Origin of the sequence: Methanosarcina siciliae T4/M, assembly GCF_000970085.1 — an archaeon.
Classification (GTDB): Archaea; Halobacteriota; Methanosarcinia; order Methanosarcinales; family Methanosarcinaceae; genus Methanosarcina; species Methanosarcina siciliae.
Genome location: NZ_CP009506.1, coordinates 4,327,892 through 4,340,302, shown reverse-complemented (window position 1 = coordinate 4,340,302; position 12,411 = coordinate 4,327,892). Strand labels below are relative to the sequence as shown.

Below are 12,411 nucleotides of genomic sequence, written 5' to 3'. Positions count from 1 at the left end.
TATTGTAAGAAAAAACAGCGAACTACATGGTTCAATATTCTCTCATTATGCGCATAACCTTTAGAAATCCTTTTTAAGATAAATCATATCAACAAGTTGTTTGTTACACTCGAAAATTGGATGGTCATAATTATCTGTAAAGAAATTATTAACACGATGAGATATGACAAATCCACAATGTTTATAAAATGAGATAGTAAACGGACTATCTCCCGTACCAACAAACATGGTTTTGCATTTGCCTTTATAATACTCAAAGATGTATTCTACAAGTTTCTTACCGTAACCTTGCCCTTGATATTTATTATAAGTAGCTATGTTTTTTAATTCGTAGATACCATCATCTTCGCATGTTACCACACAGATGCTTTTCAAATCGCCATCATACAGAGCAAACAGATCCCCACGATCTAAATATTTATTAATCATATCTTCTTGTTCGTCTGCTAAAAGCAACAAATCAAGAAATTGTTTTTTGTTGTCAACAACTATTTTAAAATTCATGGCAAGCCTCGAAAAATACAAACAATAGAAATGGAGATATCGGTATTGTGTCTAATTTTCTGAAAAATTTACCCAACATACTTTAACCTTAATCTTAAATTACATTTAACGATATTTAAGAACAAGTCTGATTATTAAAACATATATACTTATAATGGCAAATACCATCAAAGCATAAAATGTAATACCTACTAATTTGCTAAAGAGCATAAAAAAGAATCATTGTTAAGGAATATGTACTAAAAAACAGTGATGAGAAGTAACATTACAAAGAATATATCTGCCAATGATCTACTGGATATCCTTCTAAACATACTACTTATCTCCTTGTGATGATCAGGGCACAGTTAATCGAAATCGTCATCGTCCCGTGCAGAAAGACCACTGGCCATTTCCTTTATCTTATTAAACGTTATTATTCTGGAAACTTACTTTTCTTACTTTAATAACTAATTTGTGGCCAAATCATCAAACTGAAAGAATAGTCAAACCTAAATCCAAATTGTTTGGGGATATATAGATGAAGTAGATTGATAGTTAGATGATTTGGCCATAAAACATTTAAACAACTAATAAAAATGAGTTTGTGGAGTTTGGAAGTATTTCCCTATACCTTATTGGGAAACATTTGGCTCTGAAGTTGACCGTATATATGTGAGGAGTTAAAACGCCTCATTTTTTTCGGGGATTGATATGAATAAAATTAGCAAGGTAGTAGTTGCTTTTATTGTCATTCTAACTATCGTATTACTGATGAATCAATCCCACGAAGTTAAAGTGGCTGCTTTATCTATTCAATTTGAAAATGAAACTACTGAGCCGGAAGTAAAATCCATTTTTTCTTACAACACTTGAAAAAAACAATCTACAGTTAAAAAAGGCAGTCGTGTGTTATATCCATTTTAAAGATGGATCAACAGACTTGGTTGTGGGAAAGAATTGTATTCTGGAAAAGGATGCAATAAGGATCAAAAATGAGCTTGAAGCAAATGAAAAAGTTTTGAGTTTAGGCTTGGATTATATTCAAGGGTAAAACACTGTACTAATTATCAATGCAGAAATAGCGAGGCAGTATAGTGAACGTCCTGCAAGTGCCGGTTTAATCCCCTTTTTCTTTGCTATTCAAAGTGGAGTTTTCATTTTTGAAGATACATATGTCATCCACCATTACACTGTTGATGATTTTCACGATTAATTTCTAGTGCCACAAATGCTTAAGTTTTCGTGCATCGAAGCAGGAATTTTACATTATATAAACATTGGGATTAGTTTGCCTTTCTTTAGTTATTTAAATATGGAGCAGTTGTATGATGAGAAAATCTGAAACTTTATTGATAACGTTACTGCTATTTTTTGGGGTCTTGGTATTTCCTGCGTCTGCTGATGATTCAGTGCAACTTTCGACGGGAAGTAATAATTCTGAAAATTCAGAAATAAGTAATGTAGATTTTGACTATTATACTTACTTTTTTGGTCTGTATTCACAGGGAAATAATGTAATTACAAGATACGGAAAACTTCCTGTACTGGAAACAGAGGATCAAAAAGAAAACTGGAACTCTACTCTTGAAGAACTTAGTAATGAGATAAAAGACACTGTTGTCTCCAAATACATGTATCCTCATGGAGAGGTAATGACATGTGGGGCTAATGCTAATGGATACTTTGTAATTTTGTTTAAGTATGGCAATGTTGACGAGCAGTTAATGGATGAGATCCACTCTCTAATAGATAATTCTGCAGAAGAAATGGGTATACAGGATATTCCAGTAGAATTCGGATACGGAACTTATAGGGAAGTAATTTACCTGGAAGGCATTAATCGCTGGTACTGGTTTGGGGAAAGTACAGAGAATCTTTCTGAAGCTGATATATATACACTTGAAGAAGTTATGAAGCAAAAAACGGTCATGCCAGTGCATAAAACCATTGCAGCTTATGGGAATATCCCTCTGTTAAAAGATAAGAATGAGACAATTTCCTGGGTGAATGAGCTGTCTGAGATTGCTAATGCTACCGAGGAAAAAATCACTCCATATATGGAACAAGGTCAGGTAATTAGATACTCAGCAGGAATTAGATTGGAAGTAGAGATTAACGAAACTTTGTCTCCTGAAGAAAAAATTTTTCTTGCTGAAGAAATCTACCAGACCATTGATCAAGAGGCAAGAAAACAAAATGTGAATAATGTTCCAGTTATTTTTATGTCGACACCTGAAGAAGATATAAAAGGATCTGATAATTCAAAAAACAATAATTCCGAATCTGGCAGCGGGGGTAGCTCAGGTAGAAATGAATCGAGTAAAAATAACTCTATTCCAGGCTTCGGATTATTGGGGAGTCTGGCCTGTCTGTGTGGTGGATGGAGGCTCAAGAAAAGATAATGCAGTTTGAAAACTACAGGACACTGGAGATTGGTAACCTATTGCCTTTCGGGTCTCAACTAAATTTTAGGCGCTTAAAAAACATCAAATATTCTTTTTTGATGAAAAAAGGATTAAAATCAATCACTGAACAAGCAACCGTCCAAAATGAAAGTAATTTCCTTCTGACAATCGTGGCGAATAAAAATACAATTGCAGGATTCCAATAAATATTCCAAAGAATCCTTAGTAAACAATTGTGGAGTTTATCCCAAAACTCAAAATCGCGTCTCAAAATCACACTTCTAACAATAAATCGAGTTTCTGATCATGGAAAAATGTTCTAAAAACTTACTGATTTGAGAAAATTATAGTAGAGTGATTTTAATTAAGAGGATTAAAATGCAAAAAAGAAGATTGCTAATTATTTTTGCAGGTATATGCCTTTTATTAATACTCGCTGTTGTTTTACCTTATGTTATCACGTATAATTCTCTTCATGAAACAAAAGAAAATCATACGTTAATTATACGTAATCAGGACAATACAAGTCATGAACTTACTGTAAAATTATTTGATTTAAATAACAGTTCTATATTTAACTGAAGTTTCAAAGAAACGCGATTTTAACCTCAATTTTCTCTAAAAAACAATATCAGCTGACCTTTTGCAAATTTTTTATTTGTAGATCCTAAGTATTAAATTCACTTTAAAAAGTCTATTGATATTGTTTATTTCAAAAAGTTATTTATATAGGTAGATCATAATCAATACTATGGTATTTTTAAGAAAGAAACTCGTCAATGGGAAACCTTACTGGTATATAGTAGAATCTGCCAGAGTTGATGGAAAGGTAAAAACCATTTTTCAGGTTTATCTGGGTAGCGCAGAAAAAATACTTGAGATGAAAAGGCAATGTGAATCATTGCCCTATGATAAACTTAGATCCTTTGATTACGGCAAGCTTGCCGCACTTCTTCATGTGAATGAAGAACTTGGATTCATTGACATAGTTAACAAGCATACTGACAAAAAATTAATAGATGGATTGAGTGTTGGAGAATACCTCTTACTTGATGTAATCGGAAAAAGTCACGGCGTTTTAAGTGAAAACGGGATTGAAGAGTGGTTCAAAAAATCCCCTTTAGCTTTCATGTGGAAATTCCCGCACAAGTTAAATTGTCAGAATTTTCTGAACCAAATGAATTATGTCGACTTGGATACTATGAAAAAGATTGAAGACGATCTTTGCAGAGTTCTTGTAGGAAAGGGATTTACTCCATCAATAATGTTTGTGGATGAATCAAACTGGTTTACGTATGCTAACAATTATGATGACGAGAGCGAACTGCTTCATAAAGGATATAACAAAAAGCATAGGAAAGACAAAAATCAAATATGTGTTTCGCTAGCTGTAAACGAGGATAACATACCTTTTATTCATGAAACATATCCTGGAAATGTTCATGACTCTGAAGAATTTTCAGGCATAGTAGATAAAATCATAAACAGACTGACTGAATTAAATATCTGTTCTGAAGATCTTGTTCTTGTTTTCGATAAGGGTAACAACTCAAAAGATAACATTGAAAAGGTAACCTCAAAAATGAGTTTTGTAGGATCTGCAAAAACAAATCAAGCCGAGGAGCTTCTCGATGTTCCGCTTTCCAAATATGAGTGTTTATACAAGAATTCGAAAGGTAACAAAATTTTTGGATACAGAACAAAACACCAGTTTTACGGAGCAGAATATACAACCGTAATAACCTACAACGAAGGAACTTACAAGCTTCAAAAGAGCACTTATGAAACAAACAAATCAAGAATAATTGATAGTTTGGAGGATCTCCAGAGAAGATTAGAAAGCAGTAAAGGAAAAGAAAGAAACAGGAGCAGCGTAGAACGTGAGGTTGCAGGAATTATTCTGAAAAAATACAATAGCGTTATAAAATATGAAATAATTGATGCTCTGGAAGGGAAGAAAAAGCCTCAGTTAAAGTTCTGGATTGATGAAGAAAACGAAAAAAAGTGCGAAAAGACGTTTGGGAAGAACGTCCTATTTACGGATAAGCAAAAATGGCAAACTAAAAAGATAGTGAAAACATATAACAGTAAGAATCTTGTTGAAGATGATTTTAAACTGTTGAATGATCACTTGCTTGTTCCTGTAGGACCAGTATATCATCACAAGGATGAAAACATTAGAGTTCATGTGTTTTTGGCTATGGCTGGCCTACTTTTCTACAGATACCTGGCATGGGAGACCAAAATGTACGGTTTCTCTTTGAAAAAGCTCATTGAAAAACTGTCTGAGATCAAGATTGCGGTAGTTCAGGAAAAAGAGTCCAAAAAAAGCAAAATTATTGTGGAAGAAATGGACACAAAACAAGCATCGTTATTTTCTTTTCTAAACATGGAAAAATACCTGCCATATTAACAAAATCGTTATTGTCAGGATTATTCTTTTATTAGGCATACACAAACAAAGCCAGAGGATAACGGAAAATCACTCATCTTTGAAAGGTGAGTTTAATGAATCATATGTTTTAGATCCTGAAGAAAAAATAAAAAGTCAATATCCGGTTAGATTGATAACAGGGACATATATTGAAGTTACATTAGACAACAATATTACAAAAGCTGAAACTGTTTACTCAAATTTGAGCGATACAGATATATTGTATATTAATATAGATGCGCGTTCCGATAACCTGTTGGCTCTAAGTATTGTTACTCCATGAATTTGATTGTACCAAATTGAGCAAAATTCTCTTAAATTACTATTTAAGTGGGAACTATTTTTTTCTGCTAGTTGAATCAGTTCCAGGTATTCTCAGTCATGTCATAGACCTCCGTAAGAGGGTTCCATCTTTTTGTCACAGTGATCACAGTATAGGAATTTCTCCTCCCAATTAATATCATAATTAATGAAAAGTTCGTTTTTAGGGTTAAGACAACTTTCTAAATTCTCATTGGCATATTCATGGCAGAGAACTCTTTTCTTGGATAGGTACAAATAAAGATAAAATCCTGCCCAGGTGTGAGAAGGAAATTATTTTTTCTTCCTCATGTCCCCTGTCCTATTGATGAGCATCATCATAGCACCCATCTTCAAGAGTAAAAAAAGCTCTTTAAGCCGGTTCGATCTCTCGCAGGTCTTTTAAGTGCCATCTGATTAAGTAGTTCGGGTTAACATCTCTCAACCTTCTGTTCCTTATACGATTGATTTCAGCTTCTATTTCTTTCACCTTTTAAAGAGTTAGCCCATCGAATGCCGTAAGCTTCAACCTTACCATCAGAGAGATTATTTACACTTGCATCCCAGGAACCCACACTCGCAGTTTGTACAAGAACAAAACAATTCACAAAGCTAACACCGACTCATGCCCCTTATCCAAAAGACAGGATCAGGCAAGCCTTAATATTCACAAAGCTATCATATTCTTGCCTCTGGGCAAGGTGGAGTTCAAATAGACTTACCAGAGAAAATTTAAACTTTTCTAAATATCTTTTTAATGTTCATTTTTTCATGGATTTACCTTTATAATTAATTTGTGGCCAAATCATCCAACTGAAAGAATAGACAAACCTAAATTCGAATTTTTTGGAGATTTATAGGGCTATTAGTTGGATGAATTATGGCTTTTTGGAGCGCTTGGAAAGCCCGTAGCAAAAAGACAAACTAGAACCAGTCAACAGTACTCTATTTTTACATTAGAACCCGAAATCATTATGTATTTTTACCCTTCAATATAATCAGGCATTACAGTCCAAACTTTCTCATTCATTTCAAGCTCATTTGTTATTCTGATTGCATCCTTCTTTGTAATACAATTCTTCCCCAGAATATCATGCCCAGTTGAATTATCTCTGTAGCTAATTAAACACCAGACGAATGTTTTTACTTGAAGGTTATGTCTCTTCAGTATCTCAAGAAAATCTTTATCATGAATAGCTTGTTCTGTTACCGGATATATAATATAATCTCCTTTTGTAAAAGAAGGTAAAACAGGATCAGTCCAATTTTCATCATTTTTCAATCCGTCTTCTACTACATCAGGCATATTATCTTTCTCCACCTTTATGTAATATTTATAACCCCCATTATCACTATTGCAATCTATGTTATAGCTCAATATCATATTGTAATTTTCAAGAATGGCTTTAACTTCCGGCTCAGTTGTTCCATTTTCAAATTGAACAAGAAAACCAGCTACTTGCGGTTCATTAACTGACATATTATCAACTGGCACTTTTGTATCTACTGGAATTTTCAAATCAATTGGTGTTTTTATAAATAGTACCAGAAGTACTATGAGAACCATAAAAACACCAAGGACAACAGCTATCTTATTATTTTTCATATCACCACAACTTAAAAAAAAGAGGAGTTAGCTCCTCACATGTTTTATATTACATATATCCGATTAGCTTCTGAACCAAATGGTTCTAGTATCGCGAAAAATTAATTGTAAATCATAATATTTGAGTAGTCTCTCAGTAGATCAGGGATTCAGGACTTATTCAGATGATCCATACAGGCTGTCTCATAACCATTTTAACTTGTACAATTGGGTAATACCCATTTCAATTTTTATTTCATTTCAACAATGAGAGATAATTTTCATAGGTCCACATAGCTTATTTGTTATTCTCGCTCGAATTCCCCTTTATTCCAGCCTTTACTTCCTCCCCCAACTATCATTTTCAGTATATCTTTCAGGTTTTTCCCTTTCCTTTTTATGAAGTCTGCCATTTTCTTTATATTGTGTACAGTACACATCATAACAAATTCAATTCCTGTTTTCCTTTCCCCTCTCAACAGAAATTCCCTAAACCCCCTATCCTGTTTCATCTGACCAAACACAGGTTCTACGGTAGACATTCTTTTCTGATACTTTTCCGTCCCCTTCTCTGTGTTCAGTTTATCCCTCATATCATCCATCAAATGTTCTCGAGGATCTCTTGTTATCGTCCTTTTTTCACTCATAGTACATGCATTTTTCAGCACACACTGAGAACAATAGCTACATACATAACACCTTAAATCAGGTTCACCTTTCCTCTTTTGTATTCTTGTAAAGGGAATTTCAAATGCAGCCGGACAATAATAGCAGTCTTTTTCTTCATCGTATGTAAAAAGAGCTTTCCTTAACTTCCTGTTTTTTCCTTCTTTTTCAGCTTTATAGAAGTTGTCAGGAATATAAGCATCAATTCCTTCTTCCTGTAAAAATTCCAGATTCTCATATGAGAAATAACCTGCATCTGCAAGCACTATTGTTGGTTTATATCCCAGTGTATTTTTTACATTTTGTATCATTGGTTCCATTTGATGCAGGTCGTTTTCTTCGTTGACAACTTCTGCTGCAACGATTATTTGTTCTTTTTCATCAACAGCAACCTGACAATTGTAGGAGGGCTTCTTGCTCCCATCTTTATGCTTCATAATTCGAGCATCGTTGTCTGTGATATTTACTTTTTTCAGCTTTTCTTCATCAAGCTTCTTCTTAGCAACTTTTATTTTTTCCAATCTTTTCTTCTTGTCAACAAGCTCTTCTGGAATCTGATATGGTGTTGAGTCACCATAAATTTCATCTTCATACTTATCTGTCTCAATACTCTCTTTGAGTATCTTATCTATTTCTTTTTCGAGAGCATCCGAACTCTTGCTCTGTCTTGATGAAGCATTTGCCTTAACCTTTGTTCCGTCAATTGAGATACTGGAACCAATCATATCCATTTCTTTACAAAATGTGACAACCTGGGAAAAGATTTCTTTTATAGGTCCAAGATGAGTTGAACGGAATCGACAAATCGTATGAAAATCAGGTTTTTGCATGGCTGCCAGATACATAAATGCAGTATCAGTTTGAGTCATTTGTTGCAGCTTACGTGAACTTCTAATGCCTATAAGGTACCCATAAAGCAATATTTTTAAAAGAGGTCTTGGATGATAGGCTGGGCAGCCTTCCTTAGAGTAAGTGGATTCTATAACATTAATGTCAACGACATCTACGATGTCGTTTAGTACTCTGGCCATATGATTTTCAGGAACAAAATCTTCCAGGTTTAATGGAAGTAAAAACTGCTGCTTTTGATCGTACTTTCCAAACATGGTGAACATTGGAATTAAGTTTTGTAAAAAAGATAAAAATTACGGGTTTCTGACCCAAATGTATGATCGGGTATAGTTTTGAGACAGCCTGCATTAAGGAGTTTTTCTATCCCATCTAATGTCATATTCGCAAGGAGGGGAGAGATTATAGATCCTTGTGGAGCACCTTTATCAGTATGGTGGAAAGTATCATCAAAAATGAAACCGGACTTAAGGAATTGGGACAGGATTGAACTATCAGTTGGGATATTGTTCTTGAGCCAGGAATGGGAAATGTTATCGAAACATCCTTTGATGTCTCCTTCCAGGATCCAGGGGTTTGATGTATCTCGCCAAAGGCATCGGAATGCATATGATGATGCATCCTGTGCACATTTGAAAAGACGAAAACCGAAGGATCGAGTGTCAGCAGTAGTTTCTGCTACAGGCTGAAGAGCTAGAGAGTACAGTGCTTGCATAGCTCGATCACTCATGGTAGGGATGGATAGATGACGTTTAGTGGATTTTCCTTGTTTGGGGATATAGATACGGCGTAGTGGATGTGCTCGATAGTGTCGGTCTGAAAGACTAAGTGCTGCCTGCATCTTGTCAGATGCAGTAGTCCAAAGTTGACCGTCAACACCAGCAGTTCGTTTGCCATGGTTCTGTGTAACGATTCTTACTGCGAGCAGTTTAGCTGAGTAGGAATGAGTTAACAAGTATGTGAGTCTTTTAACCAGATTCCAGTTTTTATTGTGTGTTGCCTTTGCAATCCGGGTCTGTAGCCGGTTAACTCGGTATTTTATTACTTTCCAGTCAATAGAATTCCATTGATTGGCAAGGTTCCGGTCAGTGCGCTTCTCGCTATGAAGCGTCTTTGAATGCTGCACTTTCACTGGTATGCCTCCCTTCTTTGCCGTGAAACACCTGTTTCAAGTCAGCGCCCTTTCAGGCTAAGGCATAAACCTTTATCCTGTCAATTGCAGGCAGGCGTTCGCTTTTTGAAACATCCTCTCCCGTCTACATTATTTGTGGGTCTCGCGACCTCCATACCTCTTTTTGGAGGGATGTATACGGGTTACCAAGTTCAGTATCGGAGATAATTTTTTTTTCGGCGCTTTAGGAGCCATCTTTAGACCGGGAACCATTCCGTCCGTTTGACATCCTGTGAAATCACCAAGATGACCAGGTTCCATGCCATTTTGGCTCAAGTGTATCACCCTGTTTTCACTTGTTCATCATGACGATCCTTTCGATGATTCAGCGTTTGCTTCTCCATGGCGGCTTTTTCCCTAGCAGATTGTATAGATCAGGGTTCTATTCTTCTCCACATTGTCCTGTAGGCTTCACACCTTCCCGTTAACCAGGAATGCATGCTACAGTAGGGACACCCTAAACGGATAGGGGACGGATTAACCCGCAATCTCTGATACAGCTTCTTGTCGCACGATTTCGCTGATGCTAAAGCCTTGTGAATACAAATCTCGTATCAATAGCCATTCCTCCATTTTCAACATTATTTAGGATCCTCGAGCTTTTCTCAAGGATTGGAAATTGGGGAATTTTAATCCGGCTAAAATGAGGAATTATTCACTGGCCTTGACATAATCAGCTCTTCGACTATTTCAGGGGCAAGATTAAGCTCACTGGAACGTGCTTCTAGCTCATTTAAAGGAATTACTTCTATCCCATATTTTTCCATTTCTGCTTCAGTCATTTTGCTCGGAGCACGAATACTTCAATAGCATCTTAACAAGAGGACTGTCTTTCCGCTTTAACTACTCTCTTTTTCATGTATAGACAAATTAAGAATATTGTAATATAACCTCCTACCAGACTTGCTTTTGAACTAACTTCAATATTCAATAGGTACGCAAATATCATTAGAATAAGCCACAGGAAATAACCTATTAGATTACTTTTTATGATTACTATGTCTTCAATCCTCTTTTTTTCGTCAATTGCACCACTTGAGACTATATAATGCCCTGTAAACATGAAAAGAATAAGAAGACCCATCGAAACCCAAATATTTATCTGGGTCTGGGCAAAAAAGTTAATTTCAAAGCTCATTGTAATGGTTACAAACAGCCATAAATACCAAAATATTAACCCAATCAGGAGTCCTATAATCTCTTCAAGTTCTGCTTTAAATATTTTCATGTGGTGCACTCTCTAAATTTAATTTTTTGAAGCGATTATTATTCAAATGTAAACTAATTTTGAAGAGTGATAAAACAACAATTCTTAAAATATAGAAGGACGATGTTTAGGCAACATTGTCCTTGAACTTCATAAAATTAATGATGCATTATGGGTTCGACAGACCGATAAAGTTCCATAAAGTATAGGAGGCAACTCTGTAGTAATCAGGAACATATTTGGATGTCAAAGGATTGGGCGGAAGTCCTAGACGCCATCCCCAGTTATGAGCACACCAGCCCCAAATGCATCCCTCTTCATCGAGAAGGATTGAACTTGTTGGTCCACCCAATAAAGCTCCCAGTCCTGCTCCAACAATAGCACCAATTCCTCCACCAACTATTAAACCAATTGTCGCTCCAGCTACTGCTGGAGCGCAATCAGCTATCGCGTCAGAATATGAGTCTTCAATATGATAATGTTTAAGTTTAGTGCCAGATATATACCAAGTATCAAAAATTTCACCGGTATATGAATCATAATCCGGATGAGGATACTTTATGCCAGACCCCTTAACAAAATGTACACCATCCCACGTATATTTTGTGGAAGTGATAGCATTAACAGTTTCAGTGCCTTGCTTAGCAGAAGAGCCACCAAGTATTTCTTTCATCGAACCTGGTACAATAGGATTGTATACTGAAGTTACTGTATTAACTAATTCTCCTTCTTGATACACATCAGTCTTGAATTTTCCATCAATTTCTGAAACTTTATAGATAATATTCGTCACTTCATTAGTTGTCAGATTTTCAATTTGCATTTCTGCTTCAGTGTGTTCCGGATTAGACTCGAAGGTTATTAGCGTGTCTCCAACCTGTACTATATTGGAAGTATCATTGATGTTAATAATCTTCAATTCCATTTCAGGTAACTTTGTGACCTCTATTTTTTCTTTATCAGCAGAAGATGAAGAAACCGATTCAGCCTGTGCACTCACAGCTGGAACAAAAGCAATACCCACAAGAAGTATTGCTGCAAATATTGCGCTTATCTTAAGCTTTTCCTTCATTATATGATCACTTCTGTTCTTTACTCCAGAGGCCGGATCAAGCAAGCCTTAAATAATTGCAAGGCTAACACTAACTCATGCCTCCGGGCACAATGGAGTTCAAATCTACTCTGGAAGGTGCGTTTGAACTCCACAAACTATTTTCTCAGACATATTACATAAAGTATAAAGTTTTTCACCATATCATCTAACAATAAACGCTGAATTTACGATTACTTTCATCAGTTGTAACACTT

The 12,411-nt window shown here is 35.6% G+C and carries 9 protein-coding genes and 2 pseudogenes; 4 read left to right on the top strand and 7 right to left on the bottom strand.

Going from position 1 to position 12,411, the window contains the following annotated elements; genetic code table 11:
• Nucleotides 1-60: 60 nt before the first annotated feature.
• On the bottom strand, nucleotides 61-504 hold the full coding sequence (locus tag MSSIT_RS18260; RefSeq protein WP_048173901.1) for a GNAT family N-acetyltransferase: 444 nt from the start codon (nucleotides 502-504) through the stop codon (nucleotides 61-63).
• Nucleotides 505-1,197: 693 nt separating this feature from the next.
• On the opposite strand from MSSIT_RS18260, the pseudogene MSSIT_RS18255 reads away from it, so the two are divergent.
• From MSSIT_RS18255 to MSSIT_RS18235, 4 genes and pseudogenes are all read left to right on the top strand, one after another.
• Nucleotides 1,198-1,537, top strand: a pseudogene (locus MSSIT_RS18255) (UPF0228 family protein).
• Nucleotides 1,538-1,811: 274 nt separating this feature from the next.
• Nucleotides 1,812-2,888 carry a hypothetical protein gene (locus tag MSSIT_RS18250; RefSeq protein WP_231589986.1) on the top strand — a complete coding sequence of 359 codons (1,077 nt, stop codon included), beginning with the start codon at nucleotides 1,812-1,814 and terminating at the stop codon, nucleotides 2,886-2,888.
• Nucleotides 2,889-3,642: 754 nt separating this feature from the next.
• Nucleotides 3,643-5,304: an IS1634 family transposase gene (locus MSSIT_RS18240; RefSeq protein WP_048169656.1), complete on the top strand. Its 1,662-nt coding sequence runs from the start codon at nucleotides 3,643-3,645 to the stop codon at nucleotides 5,302-5,304.
• 79 nt (nucleotides 5,305-5,383) lie between these two features.
• The gene (locus MSSIT_RS18235) at nucleotides 5,384-5,608 is read left to right on the top strand and encodes a hypothetical protein (RefSeq protein ID WP_052721719.1); all 225 of its coding nucleotides are present in this window, start codon (nucleotides 5,384-5,386) and stop codon (nucleotides 5,606-5,608) included.
• 999 nt (nucleotides 5,609-6,607) lie between these two features.
• Here MSSIT_RS18235 and MSSIT_RS18230 read toward each other — a convergent pair.
• From MSSIT_RS18230 to MSSIT_RS18205, 6 genes and pseudogenes are all read right to left on the bottom strand, one after another.
• A complete protein-coding gene (locus MSSIT_RS18230; protein WP_048173899.1) occupies nucleotides 6,608-7,231 on the bottom strand; it encodes a UPF0228 family protein in 624 nt (207 codons plus the stop codon).
• A gap of 240 nt (nucleotides 7,232-7,471) precedes the next feature.
• Nucleotides 7,472-8,982 (bottom strand): annotated as a pseudogene (locus tag MSSIT_RS18225) (IS1182 family transposase).
• Nucleotides 8,983-8,996: 14 nt separating this feature from the next.
• Complete coding sequence (locus tag MSSIT_RS18220) at nucleotides 8,997-9,857, bottom strand: reverse transcriptase N-terminal domain-containing protein (protein ID WP_052721718.1); 861 nt, start codon at nucleotides 9,855-9,857, stop codon at nucleotides 8,997-8,999.
• Between the two features lie 677 nt (nucleotides 9,858-10,534).
• On the bottom strand, nucleotides 10,535-10,678 hold the full coding sequence (locus MSSIT_RS23730; RefSeq protein WP_156157498.1) for a hypothetical protein: 144 nt from the start codon (nucleotides 10,676-10,678) through the stop codon (nucleotides 10,535-10,537).
• A 32-nt stretch (nucleotides 10,679-10,710) separates the two neighbouring features.
• Nucleotides 10,711-11,124 carry a hypothetical protein gene (locus MSSIT_RS18210; RefSeq protein WP_048065937.1) on the bottom strand — a complete coding sequence of 138 codons (414 nt, stop codon included), beginning with the start codon at nucleotides 11,122-11,124 and terminating at the stop codon, nucleotides 10,711-10,713.
• A gap of 148 nt (nucleotides 11,125-11,272) precedes the next feature.
• Entirely contained in the window at nucleotides 11,273-12,175 is a 903-nt protein-coding gene (locus tag MSSIT_RS18205) for a hypothetical protein (RefSeq protein ID WP_048065938.1), read from the bottom strand.
• Between the last annotated feature and the right edge of the window lie 236 nt (nucleotides 12,176-12,411).

Coding starts and splice junctions, on each gene's coding strand:
- MSSIT_RS18230 (WP_048173899.1), bottom strand. CDS start 7,231: ATGAAAAATAATAAGATAGCTGTTGTCCTTGGTGTTTTTATGGTTCTC.
- MSSIT_RS18240 (WP_048169656.1), top strand. CDS start 3,643: ATGGTATTTTTAAGAAAGAAACTCGTCAATGGGAAACCTTACTGGTAT.
- MSSIT_RS18250 (WP_231589986.1), top strand. CDS start 1,812: ATGATGAGAAAATCTGAAACTTTATTGATAACGTTACTGCTATTTTTT.
- MSSIT_RS18205 (WP_048065938.1), bottom strand. CDS start 12,175: ATGAAGGAAAAGCTTAAGATAAGCGCAATATTTGCAGCAATACTTCTT.
- MSSIT_RS18260 (WP_048173901.1), bottom strand. CDS start 504: ATGAATTTTAAAATAGTTGTTGACAACAAAAAACAATTTCTTGATTTG.
- MSSIT_RS23730 (WP_156157498.1), bottom strand. CDS start 10,678: ATGACTGAAGCAGAAATGGAAAAATATGGGATAGAAGTAATTCCTTTA.
- MSSIT_RS18210 (WP_048065937.1), bottom strand. CDS start 11,124: ATGAAAATATTTAAAGCAGAACTTGAAGAGATTATAGGACTCCTGATT.